The organism is Corynebacterium sp. MSK204, from assembly GCF_030229885.1.
Lineage (GTDB): Bacteria > Actinomycetota > Actinomycetes > Mycobacteriales > Mycobacteriaceae > Corynebacterium.
This window is the reverse complement of sequence record NZ_JASPGQ010000007.1, coordinates 71,142-97,598: the sequence shown is the minus strand read 5'-3', so window position 1 is coordinate 97,598 and position 26,457 is coordinate 71,142. Positions and strand designations below refer to the sequence as shown.

The following is a 26,457-nucleotide window of genomic DNA, read 5'->3' as shown; positions in this document are numbered from 1 at the left end:
TCCACACAGTCTAGTTACTTTTTTGACGGCGGTGCGGAATTATTGAAAGCCGCGGGGAACCGGTAAGCTGGCATGGCTAAGCGGTGTACGGCACAGCATTAGTTACTCTCTGCATTTCCGCTGCATTGATACGATCCATGTGTAGCGCATTTTAAATGTAAGCCATAGTGTGAATTAATTCTCCGGAACTTTTGTGCCGGGGTGTGCGACCACTACACCGTGGGCATACCGCACTGTGTAGCGTGTGTGCTGTAGATCAACGTCTGTTCAGATAGTGGAGGAATTCCTTGGAGACCATCAAGGCCTATTTTGCGCTAACGAAGCCGAGGATTATTGAACTCCTCCTCGTGGCCGCAATTCCGGCGATGCTCCAAGCACAACGGGGCGTTGAGGCGGTTTCTGAAAATATCTGGCTCATCATTTCCACCATTTTCGGCGGATGGATGGGCGCTGCGGCCGCCCATACCTTTAATAACGTGGTCGATTATGAAATTGACCAGAAGATGCAACGCACCCGCGCGCGGCCGCTAGTGCGCGCCACGATTTCGAAGCGGAATGCGGCGATTTTCGCCTGGATCATGCTCGTGGTTTCGGTGCTTTGGCTGGGAATCCTGGCCAATTCTTGGTTGGCGGCGTTCTTCGTCATTCTGACGAACTTTTTCTACGTCTTCGTCTACACCAAGTTTTTGAAGATGCGCAATGCCCAAAACATCGTGTGGGGCGGTTTAGCGGGGTGCATGCCGGCCATGGTGGGCTGGGCAGTCATCCGCGATAACGCGCCAGCAGGCGAGCCCGACCGCTGGTGGCAGGCAATAGTCCTATTCCTTATTATCTTTTTCTGGACCCCGCCACACACTTGGGCCTTGGCCATGAAATACAAGGAAGATTACCGCAAGGCTGGGGTGCCGATGCTGCCGGTAGTGGCAACGGAACAAGAGGTAACCCGCCAGATTGTGTGGTATTCCGTCGGCACGGTCATCGTCACGCTGCTTATCGTTCCCGCGGCATCGTGGATTTACCTCATCGCCGCCGTAACTTCTGGCGCGGTCTTCTTATGGCTAGCCATCCGCCTGCACCAAGGCGTAAAGAAAGGCGCAAAGGTAAAACCCATGCGCCTGTTTATCTATTCAAATAACTACCTATCGGTACTCTTTATTGGCCTGTCCATCGATGCCGTCTTGGGCTGGGAGCCAATCGGCCGGATGCTTGGTTGGTCCGCCACCCTGTTTTAGATCCCAGTAGCATGCTGAAGCGCGAGCCTTCGTGGCTCGCGCTTCTTTCTGCATTAGTCCTGCTTTACCCGCAGAACAATAGAACCGGTGGTGCTGCGCGATTGTAGATCGCGGTGGGCCTGCTCTGCTTCCTTCAAGGGATAGGAGGCCGATACGTTGAACTTGAGGTCTCCGTCCATGACGGCCTGGACGACTGCTTGCGCGCGCATCTGGAATTCGCCCTCTTGCGCCGTCCACGCGCCGAGCGAAGGCCGGGTCAAGAAGATGGAGCCATGCTTATTGAGCAGCTGGGGATCGATGGGCTCAACCGGGCCAGAAGCGGCGCCAAAGAGTGCGACGGTGCCGCGCGGGCGAACGGCCTCGAGCGATTCGAAGAAGGTGGATTGCCCCACGCCGTCATAGACCACATCGACGCCGCGGCCGCCATTAAACCGGCGAACCTGCTCGCCCAGACAATCGTTGTAGCGGAAGACGTGGTCGGCGCCGCACTTGTACGAGATCTCTTCCTTTTCATCGGTGGAGACGACCGTGTAGACCGTAGCGCCCAAAGAGGAAGCCATTTGGGTCAACAGCTGGCCCACGCCGCCCGCACCAGCGGTGATGAGACACGTGGCGCCTTCGCCAAGCTCATACACGCCGTGGGAAAGGAAGTGGGCGGTCATGCCCTGTAGCAGCATGGAGGCAGCGATCTCGGTGGGGAAATCATCCGGTACGGCGACAAGGCCATTCCGGGGGACGCAGACCTGCTCGGCATAGGAACCAAAGGCGTGGTGCCATGCCACCAAGGTGCCTTCCGCAATTTCCCCCTTGGGATCGTGGACAACGCGCCCCGTTCCCTCAAAGCCAGGGATAAAGGGCGTCTGGGCGTTATAGATACCCTCGCGGTAGTAGGTGTCGATATAGTTCACGCCCGCTACGGTGACATCGACTAAGACCTCGTCCTCAGCGGGCGTGGGCGCAGGAACCTCGGCGTAGCGCAGGACTTCCGGCCCGCCCGTTTCTGTGATCTGGATAGCATGCATAAGGCCATGCTATCCCACAAAGCCCAGAAGCTGCAGAAAAATGGTGCTGCCTAAATCCTAAACGGCGGCGCGTTCCTCATTTAATGATTGCTGGCGAACGGCGTATTTATCGTCGCCGGCGGGAGAGCCTGAGATGAGGTCCGGCGTGCCGCCGACGCGGTGGCGCCCGTGTGCCCAGAGCAGGGCGGTAAAGCCGGTGACCACGGCGGACATACCGATGTGGAAGGGGACCGTCCACCGCGGCACGCCCAGGTAGAACTGCAAGACGCCGACGGCCCACTGGATGAGGATGCAGACGATAAGGACCCACCCGGTCTTCTTGGTCTCCTGCGGGGTGCGGTGCTTGTACAGCAGGAAGACGGTGATGGCGGTAAAGATGAGGTAAACGTACATGCACATCGCGTGGGCGATGGCCATGGATTCGGTATCCACATCCAAGCGGCCGTCCATTCCCACGCCGGAGTCGCCGGAGTGGACGCCGGAACCGGTCACCATCGTCCCGGTGATCAGGACGATGGAGAGGGCGATGGTCGCGATGACGGCGAGGATGCGAATAGCTTGTGGGAACCGCGGCTGTGCGGTGCCATCATCGGGTTCTTTGATGCGGGCGTACAACATGCAGGCAAGCCACACCAGCACCATGGAGGGCAGGAAGTGAAGCGCCACGGACCACCAGCGCAGATCTAGGTGCACGGAGATGCCGCCGATGACGGCCTGCAGGACGATGCCGGCCACGTTAAGCCATGCATAGACCCTGAGCTCAGGGCGGCGGCAGGCCATATACATGGCGATGACTGCCGCGCCGGCGGCGGCGGAATCAACAAAGGTGAGCAGGCGGTTACCAAATTCAATGATCTGGTGGATTGCCGGGGCTGCGCCTTCGACCGGCACCAAGGAACCAGGCTGGCATTGGGGCCAGGTGGGGCAGCCAAGGCCGGAACCGGTGACGCGGACGATGGAACCAGATACGGTGATGCCGCCTTGGCAGAAGATCAGGATCAGCGCGATAAGTCGCTGTTGCTCCACGGTAGGGACGGCTTCTTTAAAAAAGCGTTTAGTTCTGGTCCAGTAATTCACAAGGTGCATCTTACTAGGGGGTGTGTAGCGAGCCGAAACCTTTGGCTCTATTTCGCGGGGAACTGGGTATAACTCACATTTAGCCGTCGAAGCGGAACCAACGAACGGCCGCATACGACGCCACTGCCAGCCACGCGGTCAAGGAAATGAGCTCGATGCCGGGGAAGGTGGAATTGGAGGCATCGGCAAGCGCGCCCGCTAGCGCCACCGTAGGAACGATATTGAGCAGGCCATTATCGCCCAAGCCCTGGGAATACAGGGCCCAGCCGACGATCGCCAGAAGGATAAACCAAATGAGGTTAGCCAGCGCGAGTACGGCCTCAGAGCTAAGGGTCCCGCCAAGCACCAAACCCATAGCGGTAAAGGCGGCGACGCCGAAAATGAGCGAGACGATCATGAGCAGAATGCCGGGCGCACTGATGCGCAGGCCCAAGGCAAAGGCCGTGGCACCGAGCACGAGAATCTGGAATACCACCATCGTCAACACGCCGATGATTTTGCCGCCGATAATCGCCCATGCCGGTACGCCGGAGGCGCCGGTGCGCTTTAAGGCCCCGTAGCGGCGGTCAAAGGCCAGGGAAATGGCTTGTCCGGTAAAGCCAGCCGATGTCGCCGCCACCGCAAGCACCATGGGAAAAACCTCGTGCAGACCATGGCCGGTGGTGGATTCCAAGTGTGCGGTCCCAATCAGGATGGCGAGCGGGATAATGATGCTGAGCAATTGTTGCTCGCCGTGGCGCAGCATGAGCTTGGCTTCCATGCCGCCTTGGGCAAGGATGATGGCGCCTGCACTCGCTCGTTTGGGTGCCGGGCGGAAGGTGCCGGGGGAAAACGTTGCGCTCATATTCGGGGCCTATTCCTTGAGAATTTAAAGTGGTGGTTGTAGGTACTGGTGATTCTAGGATGAAGACAGGACACAGGGCTTCATCAACTGCGCAAGTGCCTGCCTGTGAGATCGAGGAATACTTCCTCGAGGTTCCGGTGGTGGGATTCCAGGCTTCGCAAAAGCACGCCTTGCCGGGCGAGATCGGCGGCGAGGGCGGAAATCAGTTCCGGCGAACTGGGCTGGCTCACCCTGTAGTGCAGCGGCCGCGAGGCGGTCGTGGGGATCCCAATTCGCTGCAAGGCGTCCAAGTCAACTGCGGAGTTGGCGCTAAAACTAAAACCGGCGCCCTCGCCCTGGGAGGTAAGTTCTGCCGGGGTTCCCTGCGCCACGAGCGCGCCGTGATCCATGATGGCGATATGATCTGCCAGCGATTCAGCCTCATCCATCAGGTGGGTGGTTAATATAACGGTGGCCCCGTCGCGCTTGAGGGCGCGGATGAGATCCCATACGGCGAGCCGGGATTGGGCGTCCATGCCCGCGGTGGGTTCATCGAGGAAAACCAGCTCTGGCCTGCCGATGACCGCGAGTGCGAGCGATAGCCGCTGTTGTTGCCCGCCGGAAAGGCGCCGGTAGGACGTGCGCGCAACGCCTTGCAAGCCGAGGGTCTCGAGCAACCACTGCGGTGACAGTGGATTGGCGTTATAGCGAGCAGTCAATTCCAACATCTCTAGAACGCGGATGCCTGAGTAGGATCCGCCGCCTTGTAGCATGATCCCCACTTTTTCGCGCACCTTATCTGGTGCGGTGCTGGGGTTAAGGCCCAATACCTTAATGGAACCTGCGGTGGGGTGTATAAAGCCTTCAGACATTTCGATGGTGGTGGATTTGCCAGCACCATTGGGCCCCAGCAGGCAGAATATTTCGCCATGTGCAACGCTCAGGCTGAGCCCATTGACGGCTGCCGTGGGGCCAAATTTCTTTACCACACCATCCAAGGACAGGGCGGGGCTATCGGCTGGAATTACATTCACGGGTGCCTAGTTTAAGACACGGATTCCATTTCGGCGCATAGCAACCCACCACACTCCGGTCACTACGGCGAATGTGCAGGCAGCGGCGATATAAATGGAAAGCACCGTTCCCGCAGGTAGGCCTAAGCCACGCGGCAGGACGAAAAAGCTCATCGCACCGGTATAGGCAACGACGCTAAACCGGAAGATGTGCCGGTTCGCCCACGCCGCCAACGGCAAAACGGCCCACAGGATGTACCAGGGGTGGACCACCGGGAAGAAAATGACGAGTACCAGGGTAGAAATTCCCAAGCCGCCGACGGGGTGGATATATCCGCGCAGGGTGGCATACAGCATGCGGGCCATAAAAGCGACTGCGACCAAGACACCGAAACTGCGGGTGATGGTCAATATGGCGTCTGTATGGTCCCCAAGCCCTAAAAACATCCCGAGGAAACCCGCACCCACTCCCACAGCCGTAGATAGGGAAAGCCAAGAGCGAATCGTGGCGGCGCCGCCTTGCCCGGTAATCCACCCGAGGTTAATGCCTGTGATGAGACTGATGAGCGCAATGGTGGCTATGAGCACCGCAGTCTGCACGGCGATGGCCGTGAATAAGGCCTGCCAGCGCGGCACGCGTGTCTCCACATGTAGGTGGCGGGCATACGCCATGCCGATAAATCCGAGCCCAATAAAGCCGGTGACCTTGACCATTCCGGCGCTGGATAGGAAAATTCCCGAGGCTATCAGCGTTAAGTAGGCCCCTCTTTTATCCTGCCCCAGCTTATCGATGCCCCTTAATCCAAGCTCCATGCCCAGCAACGACAATCCAAGCATGATGGATTCATTATGAATACCGCCGACGAGGTGAAGGACGGTCAGCGGGTTCAAGATGCCGAGCCATAGTGCGGAGGCGGGGGAGACGCGGCATCGCTGAGCAAGCTGTGTGATGGCCCAGCCGGCCACGATGATTCCTACGATGGAAAGTAGGCGGTGGGCAATGACGCCTAAGACAATGGAATTTCCGGTGACGATGCTGACTATGGCCGCCAGCCCCAGGGCAACAGGTCCATACGGTGACGGTGAATTTGCCCAGATAAACGGCACGGAACGCGCGAGCTCGTTGCCAGCGCCCAAGAGCTGCACAGGGCCGGCGGAATAGGGATCCATCCCTTGGGCCACGATGGAGCCATTGGCCAAATAAGAATAGATGTCTTGGGTAAATAAGGGTGCGGTGAAAATGAGGGGGATAACCCACCCAGCCCACGTGATCCACAGCTGGCGTGGGGAGACCAGCCGGCGGGAGCGATCGCTGGCGGGCTCGCCGGGTCGCGCCTGGCGCAGCGGGGTGCCCACGAAGGGGGCGAGGAAAATCCAGGCCGTAACTAAAAGCCCCACGCCCACCATGACGAGCGCAGACGAGGTCTGGAGCATACGCGACATGAGGGAGCCAAAGGGCACATTGTCATAAGGATTGCCCACTACAGGCAGCGCGCCTGCTCCCAAAGCGCCAAAGGCAATGAGGAGGGATCCGACGGTTCCGGCCCACCGCAGGATGAAAAAGGTGCGCTTTTGGGAGACCGTGGTGTGCTGCAGTTCCTCTGGCGCCTGGGCGATGAAATCGTAGCGAGTATCCCCGGCTTGCGCGCCGGTGCCTTCGGCATGCAGCTGCGCGGAACGAGAACCTGCGGTGCCCAAGCGTGGCAATTCCGCCTTTACGCTCTCGAGCACTCCCCGTAGTTTCCCTTTCATGGCTTAAGACCTTACGCGAGGACCGTGGGGTGGGAAATTCACCCCCGCCGCCACGCCCGGTGACTGCAATGGTGGCATTCCGGAATGAATTAAGGAACACTAGTGTTGTCTAATGATGAAAGCGCAGTTATGGCGCTTGCGTAGCGACGGCAATTCCGGCGCGACGGAGCACGGTGGCTGCAGGCAACTGACCTAAGGAAGGGAGGTTTTAGGGCATGGGTAACTCACAGCGCACGGCAGCGGCGCATGTGGCGGTGAAAGAATCGCGGTCCACGGATGGTGATACCCGCCGCCAGGTACTGCTGCTATTGCTTAAAGATGGCCCTGTAACCGCCTCTTACCTGGGTGAGCGCCTTGGTCTTTCGACCGCCGGGATCCGCCGGCATTTAGACATTCTGGTGGAAGAAGAACTAACGGAAGTTGTCGAGCGCCGTCCAGTTTCTCGTTCGCGGATGCACTCCGGAGCGGGTCGTGGGCGACCGGCAAAGCACTTCCGCCTGACGGATCGTGGGCGTGCGCAATTTGGCCACGCCTATGATGAATTAGCTTCTGAAGCGTTGACCGCGCTGCGCTCTGCGGGCGGTTCAGAGGCTGTAAAGAACTTCGCTAAGGCTCGGTTTGAGCGCATCATCGCCGATGTGCGTCCCTTCGTGGACGCGGAAGAATCGGTCGAGGAAGTAGCGCGCAAACTGGCTGAAACCCTGGATAAGCACGGGTACGCCGCAACCGTGGACCGCGCTGGCCAGGGAGTGCAAATCTGTCAACACCACTGCCCGGTTGCCCATGTGGCGGCGGAGCATCCCGAACTGTGCGAGGCAGAGCAGGAAGTCTTTTCCGCCCTCTTAGGCAAACACGTACAACCTTTGGCGTCTATCGCAGATGGCCACGGAATTTGTACCACGAATATCCCCTTGACACCTGTCAAAACTAATACTGAAAGGAGCGAGTCATGACCCAAGCACAATCGGCACCTGACAATAAGATGACCGATGATGAGATCATCGATTCCATTGGTGCGTATGAGTACGGCTGGCACGACTCGGACTCGGCCGGCGCTTCTGCCGCCCGTGGCCTGAACGAGGACGTTGTCCGCGATATTTCCGCAAAGAAGGGCGAGCCCGAGTGGATGCTGAACCAGCGTCTCAAGGCTCTGAATATCTTTGATAAGAAGCCTATTCCCTCTTGGGGCGCAGATCTCTCCGGCATCGACTTTGACCAGATCAAGTACTACGTCAAGTCCACCGAAGAGCAGGCGCAGACCTGGGACGACCTCCCGGATGATATTAAGGCCACCTACGATAAGCTGGGCATCCCTGAGGCGGAAAAGCAGCGCTTGGTTGCCGGCGTGGCCGCACAGTACGAGTCTGAGGTTGTCTACCACCAGATTCGCGAGGACCTGGAAAGCCAGGGCGTTATCTTCGTCGATACTGATACCGCGCTGCGCGATTACCCGGAGCTTTTTAAGGAACACTTCGGCACCGTTATTCCTGCCGGTGACAATAAGTTCTCCGCGCTCAACTCCGCAGTGTGGTCCGGTGGCTCCTTCATTTACGTGCCGAAAGGCGTGCACGTTGATATCCCGCTGCAGGCCTACTTCCGTATTAATACCGAGAACATGGGCCAGTTCGAGCGCACCCTCATCATCGTGGATGAGGATGCCTACGTTCACTACGTGGAAGGCTGCACTGCGCCCATCTACAAGTCTGACTCCCTGCACTCCGCGGTAGTTGAGATCATCGTGAAGAAGGGCGGCCGCTGCCGCTATACGACGATTCAGAACTGGTCCAGCAACGTCTACAACCTGGTGACCAAGCGTACCAAGGTGGAAGAAGGCGGCACCATGGAATGGGTCGATGGCAACATCGGCTCCAAGGTCACCATGAAGTACCCGGCCGTGTGGATGACCGGACCGCACGCTAAGGGCGAGGTACTTTCCGTCGCCTTCGCTGGCGAGGGACAGTTCCAGGACACCGGTGCGAAGATGACGCACATGGCGCCCTACACCTCCTCCAATATCGTCTCCAAGTCCGTTGCCCGCGCCGGCGGCCGCGCTGCTTACCGCGGCTTGGTGCAGGTCAACCAGAATGCGCACCACTCCACGTCCAACGTGGAATGCGATGCCTTGCTCGTGGACAATATCTCGCGTTCGGACACATACCCGTATAACGACATCCGCAACGAGTACGTCACGTTGGGCCACGAGGCAACCGTTTCACAGGTTTCTGAAGAGCAGCTGTTCTACCTCATGTCCCGCGGCATTGCGGAAGAAGAAGCAATGGCAATGATCGTGCGTGGCTTCGTTGAGCCGATTGCTAAGGAGCTGCCGATGGAGTACGCCCTCGAGCTCAACCGCCTCATCGAACTGCAAATGGAAGGATCGGTCGGCTAAAGAAATGGTCGCTTCGAACGAATTCAACCCGGATAAGATCACCAAGGGTGACGTCTTTACCTCTACCAACGTGGAGGATTTCCCGGTACCGCACGGCCGCGATGAGGTCTGGCGCTTTGTTTCCCTGCGCAAGCTGCGGGGCCTGCACAACGGGGAGTTTGCTCAAGCGGTTGCCCAGGACGTCAAGGTAAGCGAGCACCCAGGCGTTTCTGCGGAGACTGTAGACCGTGACGATGAGCGTCTTGGCCGCGTGGGCAAGCCTTCTGACCGCGTGGCCGCCCAGGCATGGACCTCCATGCCCGAGGGTCAAGTGGTAGCCATTGACCCTGAGGTGCAGGTGGAAGATCCCATCACCATTACCTATACGGGCAAGGGCGAGGACGTGACCTTTTTCGGTGCCACCTCCATCGAGGTCGGTCACCATGCAGAAGCCACCGTTGTGCTGAAGTACGTTGGTTCCGGCACCCACGCGGATAACGTGGAGTTCATCCTTGGCGATGGCGCACACCTGACCGTCATCGTGGACGTCGACTGGGAAAACGATGCTGTCCACTTGTCTAACCAGGTAGCACAGGTGGGGCGCGATGCCGTGCTGCGCCATAACTGCGCCATCTTCGGCGGCGAGGTCGTGCGCATTGTCCCGCGCGTGAACTTCACCGCTCCCGGCGGCGACGCTGAGTTGCTGGGCGTGTACTTCGCCGATTCTGGTCAGTACTTCGAAAACCGCATGCTCGTGGATCACTCGGTTCCGAATTGCCGCTCCAATGTCCTGTACAAAGGCGCATTGCAGGGTGAGAAGAAAAACGAGGCTCGTACCTGCTGGGTAGGAGACGTGCTTATCCGCTCCAACGCACAGGGCACCGATACCTATGAGACGAATAATAACCTCATCCTTACGGACGGTGCGCGCGCTGACGCTATCCCGAACCTGGAGATTGAGACCGGTGAAATCACCGGCGCCGGCCACGCCGCAACGGTTGGACGCTTTGACGATATTGAGCTGTTCTACCTGATGTCGCGCGGCATTCCGGAGGCAGAGGCTCGTCGCCTCATCATTCGTGGCTTCTTCAATGAGGTCATCCACCGCATCCCGGTGCAATCCCTGTCCGAGGAACTGGAAAACCGCATTTCCGAAGAACTGGAAAAGATCTCCGCTTAACGCACTTACAGAAGGAAACCCACACACTATGTCTACTCTGGAAATTAAGAATCTCCACGCCCAGGTTCTGCCGAACGAAGAAAACGGCGAGCCCAAGGAAATCCTCAAGGGCGTCAACCTCACCATTAACTCCGGCGAGATCCACGCCATCATGGGTCCTAACGGCTCCGGCAAGTCCACCTTGTCCTACACCATTGCTGGTCACCCGAAGTACGAGGTCACCGAGGGCGAGGTGCTTCTCGATGGCGAAAACCTCCTCGACATGCCCGTCGACGAGCGCGCTCGCGCCGGCCTATTTTTGGCCATGCAGTACCCAACCGAGGTGCCGGGCGTAAAGGTATCGCAGTTCATGCGCTCCGCCGTGACCTCCATCCGCGGCGAGGCCCCCAAGCTGCGCGAGTGGAATAAGGAACTTACTGAGGCTCGCGAGAACCTGAAGATTGATAAGTCCTTCATCTCCCGCTCCGTCAACGAGGGCTTTTCCGGTGGCGAGAAGAAGCGCCACGAGGTCATGCAGCTGGACATCCTAAAGCCCAAGTTCGCGGTCATGGATGAGACCGACTCCGGCTTGGACGTTGACGCGCTGCGCATCGTTTCTGATGGCATCAACCGCTACCAGGATGACACCAATGGCGGCATCTTGATGATTACCCACTACAAGCGCATCCTGAACTACGTGCAGCCGGATTTCGTGCACGTATTCGCTAACGGCCAGGTTGTGAAGACCGGCGGGGCCGAGCTGGCAGACCAGCTTGAGTCTGACGGCTACGACCAGTTCCTGCAGTAAAGACCAGCCCAGTGCTGGTTCATCCTCGATGAATCGAAGAAGTTTTATGTCTGGATTTGATGTAAACGCAATTAGGGAGCAGTTCCCAATCCTGCAGCGCACCGTGCGCGGCGATAAGCCGCTGGTGTACTTGGATTCGGGGGCTACCTCCCAGCGCCCGTTGCCGGTGTGGAAGGCAGAGGAGGAGTTCGTTCTCCATACCAACGCCCCCGTCCACCGCGGCTCTTACCAGTTGGCTGAAGAGGCGGATAACGCTTATGAGTCGGCCCGGCAGGCCATCGCGGCCTTCGTTGGTGCGGACCGCGATGAGATTGCCTTTACCAAAAACGCCACCGAGGCGCTCAATGAGGTTGCCTATACGCTTTCCGATGAGCGCGCGGGCGAGCTGTACGTAGGAGAAGGCGATACCGTCGTCATCACGGAGCTTGAGCACCACGCCAACCTCGTGCCTTGGCAACAGCTCTGTGAGCGCACCGGTGCCACCTTGAAGTGGTACTCGTTGACTGACGATGGCCGCATCGACTTGGATTCGCTCGAGCTTGATGAATCCGTCAAGGTTGTTGCGTTTACTCATCAGTCCAATGTGACTGGCGCTGTATCCGATGTCGAGGAAATGGTGCGCCGTGCCCGTGCGGTCGATGCCATGGTGGTGCTCGATGCCTGCCAGTCCGTCCCGCACATGCCGGTAGATTTCCATGCCTTGGATGTGGATTTCGCCGCATTCTCGGGCCACAAGATGTGTGGCCCGAATGGCGTGGGCGTGCTCTACGGCAAGGACGAATTGCTGCGCAAGCTTCCCCCGTTCCTCACGGGTGGCTCCATGATCGAGGTAGTGAAGATGGAAGGAACCACCTTCGCGGAACCGCCCACGCGATTTGAGGCGGGAACGCAGATGACCAGCCAGGTCGTCGGCCTCGGCGCCGCGGTGAAGTTCCTCGAGGAGGTGGGGATGGATAATATCCATGCCCACGAGCAAAAGCTCACCGCTTATGCCTTGGAACAGCTTCGTGAGATTCCGGGCCTGCACATCATCGGCCCAGAAACGGCCGAGAACCGCGGCGCGGCCATCTCCTTTACCGTGGAGGGCGTGCACCCGCACGATCTGGGTCAGGTTCTGGATGACCAAGGCGTTTCCATTCGAGTAGGCCACCACTGCGCGTGGCCGCTGCACCGCGCCTGCGGTGCGCAATCGACCGCGCGCGCTAGCTTTTACCTGTACAACACGGAAGCCGAAGTAGATAAGCTGGTAGAAGCCATTAAGGCCGCCCGCGATTTCTTTGGAGTTGCCTAATGAATCTAGATTCGATGTACCAAGACGTGATCTTGGATCACTATAAAAATCCGCAACACGCGGGGTTGCGCGAGCCGTTCCAGGCAGAGGTTCACCACGTGAACCCCTCGTGCGGCGATGAGCTCACGTTGCGCGTCAACCTTTCCGCGGACGGCAAGACCGTTGAAGATGTGTCCTACGACGCCGAAGGTTGTTCCATCTCGCAGGCATCGACGTCCGTCATGGCGGAAGAGATCGTCGGCTTGCCCTTGGAGGAAGCCAATAAAAAGCTTGCCGAGTTTGAAAAGATGGTCACCTCCCGTGGCCAGGACGAGGGCGATGAGGACATCATCGGCGATGGTGTTGCCTTTGCAGGTGTTTCTCAATACCCGGCACGAGTTAAATGCGCGCTGCTAGGGTGGAAGGCTTTTCAGGCCGCCACCGCAGATGCGCTCAATGAAGTGGAGAAGTAAATGACCGATCCCGTAGATCCTTACCAGAACGAGAATTCGTCCTTCAGCGCAGGCGGTGAGCGGCCAGAGCAGACGGAAGAACAGCTGTCGAAGGCCTTTGACATCACCGAGTTCATGCGCGATGTCATCGACCCGGAGCTCGGCATCAACGTCGTTGACTTGGGCTTGGTCTATGACCTGTGGCTGGAAGAAGAGGACGGCAAAGAGCTTGCCATGATCAACATGACGTTGACCTCGCCGGCCTGCCCTTTGACCGACGTCATTGCGGAACAGGTTGAGGACATTGTTACCGGCAAGAAGCTTGCCGATGGCGTGCGTATCAACTGGGTCTGGATGCCACCGTGGGGCCCACACATGATTTCCGAAGAAGGCCGTGAGCAGCTCCAAGCTCTGGGCTTTGCGGTTTAATCACCACGGAATGTCTAAAAGGCGGCGGTAGTTTTACCGCCGCCTTTTTTGCGCGAATTAGTGCCTTGGCCTTTGGTTGCTAGACTGGCTTGTCGTGATTGTGACCAATGATTTTGAGGTACGCGTAGGCGCCCGCACGCTTCTCGATGCCCCCGGACAGCACCTCCGCGTCCAGCCCGGCGACCGCATCGGGCTAGTGGGCCGCAATGGTGCGGGAAAGACCACGACCATGCGCATCCTGGCAGGCGAGACCGAGCCTTATGGCGGTACTGTCTCTCGTTTGGGCCCGATTGGTTACCTTCCGCAGGATTCGCGCGAAGGCAATATCGAGCAAACCGCGCGCGAGCGCGTGCTTTCTGCCCGCGGGCTGGATGATATTAAGCGGCGGATGGCCAAGCAACAAGAGCTGATGGAAACGGCCACGGATGAGAAGTTCCGCGATAAGGCCATCCGTAAATACTCCCGGTTGGAAGAGCAATTCGACTCCTTGGGCGGCTATGAGGCTGATTCCGAGTGCGCCCAAATCTGCGATAACCTAGGCTTGCCTCAGCGCGTTTTGGATCAAAAACTCAAGACGCTATCGGGTGGCCAACGCCGCCGCGTGGAGCTGGCACAGATCCTTTTTGCAGCCAGCGAAGGCTCGGGTAAATCCCAGACCACGTTGCTCCTCGATGAGCCGACCAACCACCTAGATGCGGATTCCATCGTCTGGCTCCGCCAGTTCCTGTCCAAGCATGAGGGCGGACTGGTCATGATTTCCCACGACGTCGAGTTGCTCGAGGCCGTGTGTAATAAGGTCTGGTTCCTCGACGCGGTGCGCGGCGAGGCGGATGTCTACAACATGGGTTATAAGAAGTATCTCGATGCCCGTGCTACAGATGAGGCACGCCGGCGCCGCGAGCGCGCGAATGCCGAAAAGAAGGCCTCCGCGCTGCAAAAGCAGGCCGCCAAATTGGGTGCTAAGGCCACCAAGGCATCTGCGGCGAAGCAGATGCTGAACCGCGCCGAGCGCATGATGAATGACCTCGATGAGGTGCGCGTTGCGGATAAGGTAGCCAATATTAAATTCCCCGAGCCCGCCCCGTGCGGCAAGACGCCCATGAACGCCAAAGGCTTGACCAAGATGTACGGTTCGTTGGAGGTGTTCACGGGTGTGGACCTGGCCATCGATAAGGGCTCCAGGGTCGTTGTCCTGGGGTATAACGGTGCCGGTAAGACGACCTTGCTCAAGCTCTTGGCGGGGGAGGAGCGCACCGATGGTGAGGGTGGCATCGTCAGTGGCCACGGATTGCGCATTGGCTACTTTGCGCAGGAGCACGACAGTATCCACCCGGATAAGAGCGTATGGGAAAACACCATTGAGGCCTGCCCCAATGCGGACCAGCAAGAGCTGCGCGGGCTGCTGGGAGCGTTTATGTTTTCCGGCGATAAACTGCAACAGCCTGCCGGAACTCTGTCTGGCGGTGAGAAAACCCGCCTGTCCCTGGCTACGTTGGTCTCCAGCCGCGCGAACGTGCTGCTTCTCGATGAGCCGACCAACAACCTCGACCCCATCTCTCGCGAGCAGGTGCTCGACGCGCTTAATACCTACACGGGCGCGGTGGTCTTGGTTACCCACGATCCGGGCGCGGTGAAGGCGCTCGACCCTGAGCGGGTGATCATCATGCCAGATGGCGATGAAGACCTGTGGTCCGATGAGTACATGGAAATCGTCGAGCTGGCTTAAGCCTGATGAAAACGCTGATCGAGAGGATGCCCGCCTGGCGGGATAAGTTTTGGGTCATTCCCGCGGTTGCAGTGGCGGTGGCCGTCGTGGCGGCCGAAGGCATGCTCGCACTCGATCGCAACTTCGACCTGGCGCTCTCTCGGCTCTATGACGGTAGCGCGGAAAGCGCCCAAGGCCTGCTCACCGCCGTGGCCACCGCCACGCTGTCCCTGGCCGGAACCCTGTTCTTTATCACCCTGACCGCGCTTTCCGGAGTGGTGACGGTGATGGGGCCGCGCCTATTGCACGAATTTTTGAAGGACCGCTCCATCCAGTCCACGCTGGGGATCTACCTGGCGACCTTTACCTATTCGCTGCTCTCTCTGCGTGCCGTGCGCGCCGGTGGTGAAGGCAAGCAAGAACACGTTCCCTCGCTGAATGTCGCAGTCGACATTGCCTTGGCGCTAATTTGCGTGGTCTTTTTGATTTATTTCATCGTCCACATCGCGCAGTCCATCAGCATGTCTCACGTGGTGCACGTGGTGGCCCAAGACGTGGAAGAGCACATGCGGCGCCTCATTGAGCGTGGCGAGGAAGAGAAGGTCTCCAAGGCACCAGGTTCGGATTTCTATGAATCCGCTGACGCAACCCGCAGCTCTCAAACGGGCTACCTGAAATTCGTGGACTACGAGTCCATTGCCCAAGCGGCGGCCGAAGAAGATTGCGCGGTTCACTTAGGTGTGGCCCCCGGCGATCTCGTGCTTGAAGGAGAGGTCATCGCCCACGGCGTGCCGCACATGCCGGAAAACATTGAAAAGCACATCGTGGTCACGCAGCACCGTGAGGATGCCTCCGCGCACGACCCGCGGTTTACGGCCCGGCACCTCGCGGAGATTGCCGCCCGCGCTTTAAGCACCGGCGTCAATGACCCTTATACGGTCATCGACATCATTGACCGCTTCACGCAAATCTTGGTGGTCATTGGGGACAAGCGCTTGCCGCAAGGGATCATGCATATCGATGGCGAGTTCCGCTTGGACTATCAAACCTTTAGCTACGAACAGATCATTGAGGCGATGTTCACCCAAATCCGCCGCGATGCGGCCGATAACGCCGAAATCTACCTCAGCCTGCTCAACAACCTAGCCAAGGCGGTCGCGCTGCTGCGCACCGTGGAGCGCCGCAATGTCCTAGATGAAGCAGCGGAGGCCATCTACTCCGATGCCGGCCGCCAGGTCGGCGGCGAGGTGGAATTGCGCCAGTTAGAAGATTCTTTTCAGCACTTCAAAGCAAACCTCGCCCGGTGGGAAGAATCCGAGAAGCCGGGCGAAGAGAATGAAGACTCCGAGTCCTAAGAGGAGCTTGGCGCGCTTGTCCTAGGCGCGCTTCCCCCTAGGCGTGGAGTACTCGACACCTAGTTGCGGAAACCGTGTACCGGTGCAGGGATGAAGCCGCCGCGGTTGATGAACTGCGAATTGCCCACCTGATTGACCGGGATGATCGGTGCATAGCCCAAAAGCCCACCGAAGCTGACCTCGTCGCCCACCTTGGCACCAGGTACCGGAATGACGCGCACGGCGGTGGTCTTATGGTTCATCACGCCGATTGCGGCTTCATCCGCAATCATGCCGGAAATCGTGGCCGCAGAGGTATCGCCGGGGAGTGCGATCATGTCAAAGCCTACCGAGCAGATGGCGGTCATGGCCTCCAACTTGTCCATGGAAATGGAGCCGGACTTTACGGCATCGATCATGCCCCTGTCCTCAGAGACGGGGATGAAAGAACCGGACAAGCCGCCCACGCGCGAGCATGCCATCATGCCGCCCTTCTTGACGGCATCGTTAAGCAGCGCCAATGCCGCCGTCGTGCCGTGCGTGCCCACCTGATCGAGGCCCATGTGCTCGAGGATGTGCGCCACGGAGTCGCCGAGTTCTGCCGTGGGGGCCAAGGAGAGGTCAATGATGCCGAAGGGAACGCCGAGGCGCTCGGAGGCCATATTGCCCACGAGCTGCCCGGCGCGGGTGATCTTGAAGGCTGCCTTCTTCACTTCCTCAGCCACCTGATCCAGGCTTGCGCCTTCCAAGGAGCCGAGGGCGCGGTCCACCACGCCGGGGCCGGAGACGCCAACGGAGACGACGCAGTCAGGCTCCTCGATGCCGTGGAAGGCACCGGCCATAAACGGGTTATCGCCCACGGAGTTGGCAAAGACGACGAGCTTGGCGCAGGCGATTGCGGAATCATCCTTGGTCAGCTCAGCGGCTTCCTTGATGACCTCGCCCATTTGCTTCGTCGCATCCATGTTGATGCCGGCGCGGGAGCTGGCGATATTGACCGAGGAGCACACTACGTCTGTCTCGGCCAAGGCTTCGGGGATGGAGGAAATGAGTTTTTGCTCTGCGCTCGTCGCGCCCTTTTCTACCAGCGCAGAGTAGCCGCCGACGAAGTTAACGCCCACCTCCTTCGCGGCCTTATCCAGCGCCTGCGCGGCATCGACGGGGTTGCCGTCCAAGCCTGCTACAACGAGGGAAATGGGGGTGACGGAGATGCGCTTGTTGACGATCGGGATGCCGAGCTCACCTTCGATGCCCTCGCATACCTCAACCAAGCGGCCTGCTTGCTGCGTTACGCGGTCATAGATGGCCTGGCAGGTTGCCTCCATGGTCGAGCGCGTACATCCCAGCAGGGAAATGCCCATCGTCACGGTACGGATATCGAGACGATAGTTTTCGATCATCTCGATGGTGTCCAAGATATTGGTGGTATTAAAACGCGTGCTCATGTTAAATCTCGTTCATGGCGGTAAAGAGGTCTTCGGACTGAATGCGGATGGATTGCTGCTTTTCCTCCGCAACCGGGCGCATCCGCTCCTTGATGGTCTGGATGGATACGGCATCCGCATCGAATTCGACGCGGAGGATCATGGTGAAGTAGTCACCCATCAAGGTCTGCGAGACGTCAACGACGTTGATGTCCAGTTCAGCAAGGGTCGTGGTCACTGCGGCAATGATTCCGGTGCTATCGGCACCGGTAACGGTCATAATGGCATACATAGTCAGTATTCTATCTGGTTCGGTGTGTAACGCTCGCACCGCGGTCGCGGCATGTTCTGGCACCGCTGAAAAGAACCGCTGCAGCATAAAAATCGCGCTGTTACCATTGGGCGCTATGGCTGATACTAAGAAAAAGGTTTTGTACATCGGTGGACACGGCAAGGTTGGCCTGCTGGCGGCTCCAAAATTAGCGGAAGCTGGCCACGAGGTTCACTCGCTTATCCGTAACCCAGAGCAAAAGGCCGATATCGAGCAGGCCAACGCTACGCCGGTTATTGCAGATATTACCGAGCAGTCCGTTGACCAATGGGCCGAACTATTCGCAGATTATGACGCAGTTGTATGGGGTGCCGGAAACGGCGGCCGTGGCGGCGCGGAACTGACGTGGGCCGTCGACCGCGACGGTGCTTTGGCCGCCATCGAGGCCCTAGAAAAGCTGGGCAAAGACGTTCCTCAGTTCGTCATGATTTCTTATGTCGGCTCCCAGGTTGCGACGACCGATCCAGCCGATGAAAAGTGGTACGCCTACGTGGAATCCAAGAAGGAAGTGGACAACCGCTTAGCCGATAGCTCTATCCCGCACATCATCCTGAAGCCCGCTGGCCTGACGGAGGAGCCTGCGCAGGGGCTGGAATTTGTTGAGGACAAGATGCTGCAAGAAGGTCAGACCTCGTCTCGTGACCTGGTGGCAGACGTCATCGTAGAGGTACTGGGCCGCGAGGAGCTTCCGGGCTCTCCAGTCGTATTCGTTGACGGCGACAAGCCAGTAAGCTCCATTAATTAATAGTCAGCCAGACTATCAATGAGTGTTTCGCGCCCAGCCGTCTTGCTCGACTGCGATCCAGGGATTGATGACTGTCTCGCCCTAATGTACTTAGCGGGGCTGCATCACGCGGGCGAGATCGAATTAGTGGGCGTGAGCACGACTGCTGGAAACGTCGCGGTCCAACAGACAGCCGCCAATGCACGGTGGATTTTGGACCTTTGTGGATTGCCGGAGGTTCCCGTCGCCTCAGGGCGGCCGGCTCCGCTCGAAGTAGAGCTGACCACGACACCTGAAACCCACGGTGAGTCCGGCTTGGGTTATCTTTCCGCGCCCGATCACGATTTCGCCGATATTCAGTGGCAGGAGTTGTGGTCGAGCGCCATTGCCCGCAACCCGGGGCTACACCTCATCGTCACCGGGCCGGTAACTAATTTGGCAGACTTCGAGCGGGAGCATGGCGATGCCGTTGCGCAGTGCGGCTCGATTACCATCATGGGCGGTGCCGTTAATTACCGCGGCAATACGACCCCGACCGCGGAGTGGAATTTCTGGGTAGATCCCCACGCGGCAGCACGTCATTTTTCAGCCTCAGCAGAATTGCACAGTACGCTGTGCTCGCTCGAGGTCACCGAGCAATTTCTTATCACCCCAGAGCGCTTGGCAGAAATTCAGGGGCTTCTTGGTACACACCCGATGACGGAAAAATTGCCGGAGATCCTGCGGTTTTACTTCGAGTTCCATCAAGTGCAAGAAGAAGGCTACCAAGCCCAGATCCATGACCTTCTGACCTGCATCATTGCGCTTAAGAAGGTGCCGTTTGAGGCTGTGGATACGACCATAGACGTGGAAGCGGATTCTGCGCTGATGCGCGGTACCAGCGTCGCGGACCTCCGCAACCATTGGGGCCGGCCAACTAATGCCTCTCTGGTGACCAGCGCGGATATTCCAGCTGCTCACCGCGAGTTCGACAGGGCGCTGCGCATCTTGGGCGCGCGTGTTGCTCTAGGCGAATAAATCTTTTACCCTAATCCGCAGCGCATACGCCACATTTTCCTACGCTGAGGTGACATAGGCTGGGACTACAAGAGCAGTGTGCCCCAATCTCTTTTTCACATTGATGGATTAGGAATACCTCTATGCCTCAGCTTTCTCTTACCCCTGCCCGCCGGGGGATGGTCATCGCGGGCGCCGCGCTCGTCGTCGCCACGTGGATCTACTTGGTGCTTTTCCGCCCAACTGATTGGGAGTCCGTAGCGGGCTCCGCCGAAGCCTTGATCACCCTGGCCGGCTACCTCATCGGTGCGGCCTTGTTGCTCGCCGGCACCGTGCCGTCCCTGCCGGCTCGTACCATCGCCATTATTCCCATCGCGTTGGTTCTCAACATCGTGGTGGGCCAAATCATCGGTTCGAGCGGTATTCCACTGTATATCGACTCCGTGGGAACCATCCTGGTGGCGGCACTGGCAGGCCCCATTGCCGGGCTTGCTACCGGTACACTGTCTTCAGTGGTCTGGGGATTGCTCAACCCGATGGCACTCCCATTCGCCGCCGTTTCCGCGGCTACCGGCTTCCTTTCCGGCTGGGCCATCCAAAAGGGCGCTTTTAGCAAGATCTGGAAGGTCATCGTCAGCGGTGCCATCATCGGCATCATCTGCGGCATGCTCGCCGCACCCGTGGCCGCGTTCGTCTACGGCGGTACGGCTGGTGTCGGTACCGGCGCGCTCACGTCCCTCTTCCGCGAACTCGGCAACTCCTTGATTGCGTCCGTCACGATGCAATCACTTATCTCCGACCCACTGGATAAGGCAGTCGTCTTCCTCATCGTGTGGGCTGCCGTGAAATCCTTGCCTAAGCGCACCCGGGAATCCTTGCAGCCTCGCTAATGTATCGCCTTCACCCGTCGACGGTCCTCACCATTGCTGCGTGCGGTTGGCTACTTATCCTCGCTCTCAATAGCCCACTAGTCTCTGCAGTGGTAGCTGGCGCAATGCTTGCCTATGGCGTGTGGGCCACGAGATCCCTTGCGATCGTCTTGGCCTCTGCAGCGCTCTGTGTTCCGGTGGCCTTATCGATGTTGGTGATCCACGCCCCCTATGGCGATAACCAGCTGATTCCGCTTATTACAAGCGATGGCCTGCTCATCGCCGCCACACTAGCCCTGCGCTTTTTCGCGCTCATGGTGTGCTTCATCGTGGCGATGTCCGTGCTGCGGATATCCGATATTGCGAAATGGCTACAAGTCTCGCGCGCTGGGCACAAAATTGCCTATATCGTTGGTGCTTCACTGCAGTCTTTACCGCAAGGTGCGCAAGCCTGGCGGACCGTCCGCGATGCCAATCAGCTGGCAGGAATCAAGGTGACGTGGCGGAATACCATTTCCCGGGTGGTCATCCCAGTAATTTCGCGCCTCCTGATCCAAGGCACCGAGCGCGGCCACGCCCTTGCCGCCGTGGGCTTTGATGAAGAGGGAACTAGGACCCTTTTGCGGCCGGTACCGGATTCAGCAGTGTCCCGCGTCCTACGCTACATCGTTCCCATTGGAACCATAGGAGTCATGGTCTTTGTATGGATATAGACGATATTCAGCCGAGTAAGGGACGCATCGTCCAAGTACTTGTTCCTTCGGATGCCATCGCCGAAAACGTGGCGCAAGAGCTGGGCGAAAAATTCTCATCATCCGCCATCATTGGTACTGACTCCTCCGCGCAGATCAGCTACCTGCGCGATACCTGCATCGAAGAAGTGGTCCTAGGATTAGAAAACCAGGGTGAGGACCCAGCCCGCATGCAGATACGCGGAGAGGAAATGCTCGCGGCGGTGGGCCTAAGCGATTACGCGGAGAAAAACCCCACCCAGCTTTCTGGCGGTCAGACGCGGAGGCTCGCTGCTGCGTGCGTTGCGATCCGCGAGCCCGAGGTGCTCATTATGTGCGAGCCGAGCGCGGGGCTTGACCCCACATCGTTGGCGATGATGGTGCAGCTATTGCATTCGCTGCGAAATACCTGCGTTCTTGCCGTGTCATCCATGCACTGGCCCGAATTGGGCGGGGAGGTCGTAGGAGAGATCCCACAACCTGCCCCAGTAAGCTTAGACGCGATTTCTTCTTATGGGTCCCGGGGATCTCTCGGTCCGCTTACTGCGCGCCGCGGACAAGAAAAGAAGCGGTGGTGGCAATCGGCGAAGCCTTCCGGCAATACCTTTAGCGTCGGACCGGTAACCATCCCCATTCGCGGCGGGGGCGTGACCTGGTTGCGCGGGGCAAACGGTACTGGAAAAACGTCGCTCCTGCGCGCCGCAGCCGGCCTCGACGGGGCACAGCGCCCAGCTGAGCCCCGGGGATTGGTCCTCCAATCTCCTTATGACCAGGTAATATATTCCACTTTGGGGGATTTTGTTCCCGATACCGCGTTACGGCAGCTGCTGGAACTTGATGCCGATGAGCACCCATTGGATCTGTCCGCTTCCCGGCTCAGGCTGGCTCAAACGGCACATGTGGTGGGGATGGGCCACGCAATCCTACTCATGGATGAGCCGGATAGCTTGCTGTCACTAACGGATCGAGCGCTGATGCATCAACTGATTCATAAGGCGCTGGACTCAGGAACGGCAATCGTCCTTACGTGCCATGATCCAGGGTTCGTTGCAGAGATCGCGCAGTATGTCAGCGTCCAGGAAGTAGAACTTTCCAATACCGGCGGCTTGGCAGAAGGTACCAACTAACCGAGTCTGCGTTCAGCTGGCGCCTTCGCCTCCGGCTCCGGCTAAAGATAAGAGAGACGAAGGCTGGTGCGTGGTTAGCGCTGTGGAGACCTAGAACTCCGAATGGATTGCTCCACCAGATCGAGGACACGCTCCAGGCCATCCGTATCCCCTAAGGCGAGCCTATTAATAAACCCATCCATGAAGGTTTCCAAATAGCTCACCAGGGTATCTATATCGACATCGTCTCGCAGGCGGCCTTGTTCCGCGTTGGAAGCGAGGCGGGCGCGGATAGCCTCGTCACGAATGGACTGGTGTTCTTTCCACCGAGCAGCAAACGATGGGTCCGTGCGCAAGAGGGAAGTGATCTCCAGACGCGTGGCAAGCCAATCGTGGCGTTCTGGGTGACGCAACATCTCCCGCATAACCTCGACGAGGCCGTTATTGGCCACCACTTCTGCCTGGCGTGCGGCATCTTCGCGGGCTAAAGAGAGGAATAAGGACTCCTTGTCCCCAAAGTGGTGGAATATGGCGCCGCGTGATTTCCCGGTGGCTTGTTCTAAGAGGCGGACAGTCGCGCCCTCATAGCCATGTTCGGCAAAGCACCGGCGAGCCCCGACGAGAATTTCGTGCCTGCGCCGATTTAACTCAGATTCACTCACGATTGGCATGGTGAGGTCGTCTCCTTTTAGGAATGATTAATGCTTCAAGTTAAGTATGTTCTGAAACGAACATAGAACGACAATGAAAAAACGCGGGGCCGCAGAGCCCTCTACGGGAGAGAGCGGTGCGACCCCGCGTCATCAAGCTCAGCGACGAGCACTAAGCCCAAAAAGCTTAGTACTTTTCCGTCGCATTAAGTGGCTTAGTTCTTCACCATCTGGCGCAGCACGTACTGCAGGATACCGCCGTGGCGGAAGTACTCTGCCTCACCCGGGGTGTCGATACGTACGTTAGCGTCGAACTCGACAGCGTCGTCGGAGTCCTGCTTGGTAGCGGTGACGTGAACGGTCTTCGGGATGGAGCCGTCGTTGAATCCGGTGATGCCTTCGATGTCGAAGGTCTCCGTGCCATCCAGGCCCAGGGACTCGTGGGACTCGCCCTCAGGGAACTGCAGCGGGATAACGCCCATACCGATGAGGTTCGAGCGGTGGATGCGCTCGAAGGACTCGGTGATGACTGCCTTAACACCCAGGAGGTTGGTGCCCTTTGCAGCCCAGTCACGGGAAGAACCGGTGCCGTATTCCTTACCAGCGATAACGACCAGTGGAATGCCGGCTTCCTTGTAGTTCTCGCATGCATCGTAGATGTATGCCTGCGGTGCGCCCTCTTGGGTGAAGTCGCGGGTGTAACCACCGGTCTCATCCACCAGCTGGTTAGCCAGGCGAATGTTGGCGAAGGTACCGCGCATCATGACCTCGTGGTTACCGCGGCGGGAACCCAAGGAGTTGTAATCAGAGCGGGACACGCCGTTCTCATCCAGGTACTGCGCGGCCGGGGTGCCCGGCTTGATGGCAGAAGCAGGGGAGATGTGGTCGGTGGTGACGGAATCGCCCAGCTTCGCAAGAACGCGAGCGCCCTTGATGTCCTCAACCAGGTCTGGTTCGGTCGGCATGCCCTCGAAGTACGGAGCCTTGCGGATGTAGGTGGAGTCCTCATCCCACTCGAAGGTCTCGCCCTCTGGAACATCCAGGTTGCGCCATGCATCGTCGCCCTTGAAGACGTCGGCGTAGTCGGCCTCGTACATCTCGCGGGAGATGGCGGACTGGATGGTGTCCTCGATCTCCTGCGGGGTAGGCCAGATGTCCTTCAGGAAGACATCGTTGCCGTCTTCGTCCTGACCCAGCGGCTGGTTGTCGAAGTCGAAGTCCATGGTGCCGGCAATAGCGTAGGCGATAACCATGATTGGGGATGCCAAGTAGTTCATCTTGACGTCCGGGGAGATACGACCCTCGAAGTTGCGGTTACCGGACAGAACTGCGGTAGCTGCCAAGTCGTTCTCGTTGATGGCTGCAGAAACTTCCTCTGGCAGCGGGCCGGAGTTACCAATGCAGGTGGTGCAGCCGAAGCCGGACAGGTAGAAGCCCATAGCCTCGAGGTCCTTCCAGAGGTCTGCACGCTGGAAGTAGCCATCGACAACCTGGGAACCAGGCGCACAAATGGTCTTGACCCATGGCTTGGAGCGCAGGCCCTTTTCGGCGGCCTTACGTGCAATCAGACCAGCACCCACCATCACGGATGGGTTAGAGGTGTTGGTGCACGAGGTGATGGAGGCAATGGCCACCATGCCGTGGTCAAGGGTGTACTCGCCGCCGTTGTCAGGTTCAACGGTGATCGGGTTGGAGTGACGTCCCTTAGCGCCAACCGCGGCGGATTCGCCGTGGCCCTCGCGAGACTTGTTCAAGCCACCGGTGACATCATCGTCGCCAGGCGCGCCGCCCTCACCGGACATGCGCTTAGCCTCAACGGAGGAGTCGTCGACGCATACTTCGTCGGTGGTGTAGTTGGACAGGTCCTTACGGAACTGCTCCTTGGCCTCCGAAAGAAGGATGCGGTCCTGCGGGCGCTTCGGGCCGGCGATGGACGGCTCAACGGTGGACAGGTCGAGTTCGATGTACTCGGAGTACTCCGGCTCCGGAGTGTCCTCTGCTAGCCACATGCCCTGGGCCTTGGCGTACTGCTCGACGCGGTCGATCTGCTCTTGCGGGCGACCGGTGAGCTCGAGGTACTTGGTGGTCTCTTCGTCGATGGGGAAGATGGCCGCGGTGGAACCGAACTCTGGCGACATGTTGCCGATGGTGGCGCGGTTAGCCAGCGGGACGGACTTGACGCCGTTGCCGTAGAACTCTACAAACTTCTGGACAACGCCGTGCTCACGCAGCATCTCCGTAATGGTCAAGACGACGTCGGTTGCGGTAACGCCGGTCGGGATTTCGCCGGTGAGCTTGAAGCCGACGACCTTCGGGATGAGCATCGATACCGGCTGGCCAAGCATGGCAGCCTCTGCCTCGATGCCGCCAACACCCCAGCCCAGGATGCCCAGGCCGTTTTCCATGGTGGTGTGGGAGTCGGTACCGATACAGGTATCCGGGTATGCCAAGCCCTCGTTGTCAAAGACAACGCGGGACAGGTACTCAATGTTGACCTGGTGGACAATACCGGTTCCCGGAGGAACAACGCGGAAGTTGGAGAAGTTCTCAGCACCCCAACGCAGGAACTGGTAGCGCTCTTCGTTGCGCTGGTACTCGATTTCAACGTTCTTCTCAAGAGCGTCGGTGGAGCCAAAGGCCTCAACGATGACGGAGTGGTCAATAACCATCTCGGCCGGGTTTAGCGGGTTAACCTGGTCTGGCGTACCGCCAAGAGCGGAAACGGCCTCACGCATGGTTGCGAGGTCGACGACACAGGGAACACCGGTGAAGTCCTGCATGAGGACGCGGGCTGGGGTGAACTGGATTTCAGTATCCGGTTCGGACTTTGGGTCCCAATTGGCGAGGGCCTTGATGTGGTCCTCGTTTACATTCTTGCCGTCCTCATTGCGCAGCAGGTTTTCTGCCAGCACCTTGAGGGAGTACGGCAACTTCTCCATGCCAGGAACCGTGTTGATGTCAAAGTAGTCGTAAGACTTACCGTTGACATCAAGGGTCTTCTTGGCGTCGAAGGAGTTCAAGCTTTCAGTCACAGGGAGCTCCATTCCTTGTTGATAAACAGTCTGTTCTGTTTTGTACTCGCCGCCTACTGGAGTTGCGGGATAAGCAAAAGGTGCGCGACCACATAGTGGTCGAGACGAAGCCATGGGGCCCGCAGTGCCAAAGACGGCAAAGAACGCGAT

At 58.6% G+C, this 26,457-nt stretch carries 24 protein-coding genes; 15 read left to right on the top strand and 9 right to left on the bottom strand.

Going from position 1 to position 26,457, the window contains the following annotated elements; all coding sequences use genetic code 11:
• Window positions 1–287: 287 nt before the first annotated feature.
• A complete protein-coding gene (locus tag QP908_RS06170; protein WP_239268188.1) occupies window positions 288–1,232 on the top strand; it encodes a heme o synthase in 945 nt (314 codons plus the stop codon).
• A gap of 53 nt (window positions 1,233–1,285) precedes the next feature.
• Here QP908_RS06170 and QP908_RS06165 read toward each other — a convergent pair whose 3' ends face one another.
• The 5 genes from QP908_RS06165 to mptB form a co-directional block, all read right to left on the bottom strand.
• On the bottom strand, window positions 1,286–2,254 hold the full coding sequence (locus QP908_RS06165; RefSeq protein ID WP_239268186.1) for a quinone oxidoreductase family protein: 969 nt from the start codon (window positions 2,252–2,254) through the stop codon (window positions 1,286–1,288).
• 57 nt (window positions 2,255–2,311) lie between these two features.
• Window positions 2,312–3,340 (bottom strand): COX15/CtaA family protein, encoded by a 1,029-nt coding sequence (locus QP908_RS06160; protein ID WP_239268184.1) that lies wholly within the window; start codon window positions 3,338–3,340, stop codon window positions 2,312–2,314.
• A 70-nt stretch (window positions 3,341–3,410) separates the two neighbouring features.
• Window positions 3,411–4,175 (bottom strand): ABC transporter permease, encoded by a 765-nt coding sequence (locus QP908_RS06155; protein WP_239268182.1) that lies wholly within the window; start codon window positions 4,173–4,175, stop codon window positions 3,411–3,413.
• 83 nt (window positions 4,176–4,258) lie between these two features.
• Window positions 4,259–5,188, bottom strand: a complete 930-nt coding sequence (locus tag QP908_RS06150; RefSeq protein ID WP_239268180.1) for an ABC transporter ATP-binding protein — start codon at window positions 5,186–5,188, stop codon at window positions 4,259–4,261.
• Between the two features lie 6 nt (window positions 5,189–5,194).
• Window positions 5,195–6,919: a polyprenol phosphomannose-dependent alpha 1,6 mannosyltransferase MptB gene (gene mptB / locus QP908_RS06145; RefSeq protein ID WP_239268178.1), complete on the bottom strand. Its 1,725-nt coding sequence runs from the start codon at window positions 6,917–6,919 to the stop codon at window positions 5,195–5,197.
• 215 nt (window positions 6,920–7,134) lie between these two features.
• Here mptB and QP908_RS06140 point away from each other — a divergent pair, with 215 nt between their 5' ends.
• The 9 genes from QP908_RS06140 to QP908_RS06100 all read left to right on the top strand — a co-directional run bounded on the left by QP908_RS06140 (window position 7,135) and on the right by QP908_RS06100 (window position 16,465).
• Window positions 7,135–7,872, top strand: coding sequence for a helix-turn-helix transcriptional regulator (locus tag QP908_RS06140; RefSeq protein WP_284771905.1), 738 nt, complete (start codon window positions 7,135–7,137; stop codon window positions 7,870–7,872).
• Window positions 7,869–9,308 (top strand): Fe-S cluster assembly protein SufB, encoded by a 1,440-nt coding sequence (gene sufB, locus QP908_RS06135; protein WP_005283048.1) that lies wholly within the window; start codon window positions 7,869–7,871, stop codon window positions 9,306–9,308. Before QP908_RS06140 ends, sufB begins: the two co-directional genes overlap by 4 nt.
• 4 nt (window positions 9,309–9,312) lie before the next feature.
• Window positions 9,313–10,467: a Fe-S cluster assembly protein SufD gene (sufD, locus tag QP908_RS06130; RefSeq protein ID WP_284771904.1), complete on the top strand. Its 1,155-nt coding sequence runs from the start codon at window positions 9,313–9,315 to the stop codon at window positions 10,465–10,467.
• A 28-nt stretch (window positions 10,468–10,495) separates the two neighbouring features.
• Window positions 10,496–11,254 (top strand): Fe-S cluster assembly ATPase SufC, encoded by a 759-nt coding sequence (gene sufC / locus QP908_RS06125; protein ID WP_005279139.1) that lies wholly within the window; start codon window positions 10,496–10,498, stop codon window positions 11,252–11,254.
• Between the two features lie 46 nt (window positions 11,255–11,300).
• On the top strand, window positions 11,301–12,545 hold the full coding sequence (locus QP908_RS06120; RefSeq protein ID WP_284771903.1) for a cysteine desulfurase: 1,245 nt from the start codon (window positions 11,301–11,303) through the stop codon (window positions 12,543–12,545).
• The gene (gene sufU / locus QP908_RS06115) at window positions 12,545–12,997 is read left to right on the top strand and encodes a Fe-S cluster assembly sulfur transfer protein SufU (protein WP_005279143.1); all 453 of its coding nucleotides are present in this window, start codon (window positions 12,545–12,547) and stop codon (window positions 12,995–12,997) included. Before QP908_RS06120 ends, sufU begins: the two co-directional genes overlap by 1 nt.
• Window positions 12,998–13,405 carry a metal-sulfur cluster assembly factor gene (locus tag QP908_RS06110; RefSeq protein ID WP_005279145.1) on the top strand — a complete coding sequence of 136 codons (408 nt, stop codon included), beginning with the start codon at window positions 12,998–13,000 and terminating at the stop codon, window positions 13,403–13,405.
• A gap of 94 nt (window positions 13,406–13,499) precedes the next feature.
• Complete coding sequence (locus QP908_RS06105; RefSeq protein ID WP_284771902.1) at window positions 13,500–15,131, top strand: ABC-F family ATP-binding cassette domain-containing protein; 1,632 nt, start codon at window positions 13,500–13,502, stop codon at window positions 15,129–15,131.
• 5 nt (window positions 15,132–15,136) lie between these two features.
• Window positions 15,137–16,465, top strand: a complete 1,329-nt coding sequence (locus tag QP908_RS06100; RefSeq protein ID WP_239268166.1) for a DUF2254 domain-containing protein — start codon at window positions 15,137–15,139, stop codon at window positions 16,463–16,465.
• A gap of 59 nt (window positions 16,466–16,524) precedes the next feature.
• On the opposite strand, the gene QP908_RS06095 is transcribed toward QP908_RS06100, so the two are convergent.
• Window positions 16,525–17,889: a PFL family protein gene (locus tag QP908_RS06095; RefSeq protein ID WP_239268164.1), complete on the bottom strand. Its 1,365-nt coding sequence runs from the start codon at window positions 17,887–17,889 to the stop codon at window positions 16,525–16,527.
• 1 nt (window position 17,890) lies between these two features.
• Window positions 17,891–18,160, bottom strand: a complete 270-nt coding sequence (locus QP908_RS06090; RefSeq protein WP_239268162.1) for an ACT domain-containing protein — start codon at window positions 18,158–18,160, stop codon at window positions 17,891–17,893.
• Between the two features lie 115 nt (window positions 18,161–18,275).
• Here QP908_RS06090 and QP908_RS06085 point away from each other — a divergent pair, with 115 nt between their 5' ends.
• The 5 genes from QP908_RS06085 (at window position 18,276) to QP908_RS06065 (ending at window position 22,646) form a co-directional block, all read left to right on the top strand.
• The gene (locus tag QP908_RS06085; protein ID WP_239268160.1) at window positions 18,276–18,944 is read left to right on the top strand and encodes an NAD(P)H-binding protein; all 669 of its coding nucleotides are present in this window, start codon (window positions 18,276–18,278) and stop codon (window positions 18,942–18,944) included.
• A gap of 18 nt (window positions 18,945–18,962) precedes the next feature.
• The gene (locus QP908_RS06080; RefSeq protein ID WP_239268158.1) at window positions 18,963–19,940 is read left to right on the top strand and encodes a nucleoside hydrolase; all 978 of its coding nucleotides are present in this window, start codon (window positions 18,963–18,965) and stop codon (window positions 19,938–19,940) included.
• A 122-nt stretch (window positions 19,941–20,062) separates the two neighbouring features.
• A complete protein-coding gene (locus QP908_RS06075; RefSeq protein ID WP_126319066.1) occupies window positions 20,063–20,809 on the top strand; it encodes an ECF transporter S component in 747 nt (248 codons plus the stop codon).
• The gene (locus tag QP908_RS06070) at window positions 20,809–21,501 is read left to right on the top strand and encodes an energy-coupling factor transporter transmembrane component T family protein (RefSeq protein WP_239268156.1); all 693 of its coding nucleotides are present in this window, start codon (window positions 20,809–20,811) and stop codon (window positions 21,499–21,501) included. Before QP908_RS06075 ends, QP908_RS06070 begins: the two co-directional genes overlap by 1 nt.
• The gene (locus QP908_RS06065) at window positions 21,492–22,646 is read left to right on the top strand and encodes an ATP-binding cassette domain-containing protein (RefSeq protein ID WP_284771901.1); all 1,155 of its coding nucleotides are present in this window, start codon (window positions 21,492–21,494) and stop codon (window positions 22,644–22,646) included. The genes QP908_RS06070 and QP908_RS06065 overlap by 10 nt, the downstream gene beginning before the upstream one ends.
• A gap of 74 nt (window positions 22,647–22,720) precedes the next feature.
• Here QP908_RS06065 and QP908_RS06060 read toward each other — a convergent pair whose 3' ends face one another.
• Complete coding sequence (locus QP908_RS06060; RefSeq protein WP_239268152.1) at window positions 22,721–23,296, bottom strand: TetR/AcrR family transcriptional regulator; 576 nt, start codon at window positions 23,294–23,296, stop codon at window positions 22,721–22,723.
• Window positions 23,297–23,490: 194 nt separating this feature from the next.
• Window positions 23,491–26,307, bottom strand: coding sequence for an aconitate hydratase (can, locus tag QP908_RS06055; protein WP_239268150.1), 2,817 nt, complete (start codon window positions 26,305–26,307; stop codon window positions 23,491–23,493).
• Window positions 26,308–26,457 lie beyond the last annotated feature (150 nt).

Excerpts from the sequence above, each read along its gene's own strand:
- QP908_RS06165 (WP_239268186.1), bottom strand. The coding sequence starts at position 2,254 with ATGCATGCTATCCAGATCACAGAAACGGGCGGGCCGGAAGTCCTGCGC.
- QP908_RS06110 (WP_005279145.1), top strand. The coding sequence starts at position 12,998 with ATGACCGATCCCGTAGATCCTTACCAGAACGAGAATTCGTCCTTCAGC.
- QP908_RS06060 (WP_239268152.1), bottom strand. The coding sequence starts at position 23,296 with ATGCCAATCGTGAGTGAATCTGAGTTAAATCGGCGCAGGCACGAAATT.
- QP908_RS06120 (WP_284771903.1), top strand. The coding sequence starts at position 11,301 with ATGTCTGGATTTGATGTAAACGCAATTAGGGAGCAGTTCCCAATCCTG.
- QP908_RS06140 (WP_284771905.1), top strand. The coding sequence starts at position 7,135 with ATGGGTAACTCACAGCGCACGGCAGCGGCGCATGTGGCGGTGAAAGAA.
- QP908_RS06100 (WP_239268166.1), top strand. The coding sequence starts at position 15,137 with ATGAAAACGCTGATCGAGAGGATGCCCGCCTGGCGGGATAAGTTTTGG.
- QP908_RS06070 (WP_239268156.1), top strand. The coding sequence starts at position 20,809 with ATGTATCGCCTTCACCCGTCGACGGTCCTCACCATTGCTGCGTGCGGT.
- sufB (WP_005283048.1), top strand. The coding sequence starts at position 7,869 with ATGACCCAAGCACAATCGGCACCTGACAATAAGATGACCGATGATGAG.
- QP908_RS06095 (WP_239268164.1), bottom strand. The coding sequence starts at position 17,889 with ATGAGCACGCGTTTTAATACCACCAATATCTTGGACACCATCGAGATG.
- QP908_RS06075 (WP_126319066.1), top strand. The coding sequence starts at position 20,063 with ATGCCTCAGCTTTCTCTTACCCCTGCCCGCCGGGGGATGGTCATCGCG.
- QP908_RS06155 (WP_239268182.1), bottom strand. The coding sequence starts at position 4,175 with ATGAGCGCAACGTTTTCCCCCGGCACCTTCCGCCCGGCACCCAAACGA.
- QP908_RS06160 (WP_239268184.1), bottom strand. The coding sequence starts at position 3,340 with ATGCACCTTGTGAATTACTGGACCAGAACTAAACGCTTTTTTAAAGAA.
- sufC (WP_005279139.1), top strand. The coding sequence starts at position 10,496 with ATGTCTACTCTGGAAATTAAGAATCTCCACGCCCAGGTTCTGCCGAAC.
- QP908_RS06080 (WP_239268158.1), top strand. The coding sequence starts at position 18,963 with ATGAGTGTTTCGCGCCCAGCCGTCTTGCTCGACTGCGATCCAGGGATT.
- sufU (WP_005279143.1), top strand. The coding sequence starts at position 12,545 with ATGAATCTAGATTCGATGTACCAAGACGTGATCTTGGATCACTATAAA.
- sufD (WP_284771904.1), top strand. The coding sequence starts at position 9,313 with ATGGTCGCTTCGAACGAATTCAACCCGGATAAGATCACCAAGGGTGAC.
- QP908_RS06065 (WP_284771901.1), top strand. The coding sequence starts at position 21,492 with ATGGATATAGACGATATTCAGCCGAGTAAGGGACGCATCGTCCAAGTA.
- QP908_RS06090 (WP_239268162.1), bottom strand. The coding sequence starts at position 18,160 with ATGTATGCCATTATGACCGTTACCGGTGCCGATAGCACCGGAATCATT.
- mptB (WP_239268178.1), bottom strand. The coding sequence starts at position 6,919 with ATGAAAGGGAAACTACGGGGAGTGCTCGAGAGCGTAAAGGCGGAATTG.
- QP908_RS06085 (WP_239268160.1), top strand. The coding sequence starts at position 18,276 with ATGGCTGATACTAAGAAAAAGGTTTTGTACATCGGTGGACACGGCAAG.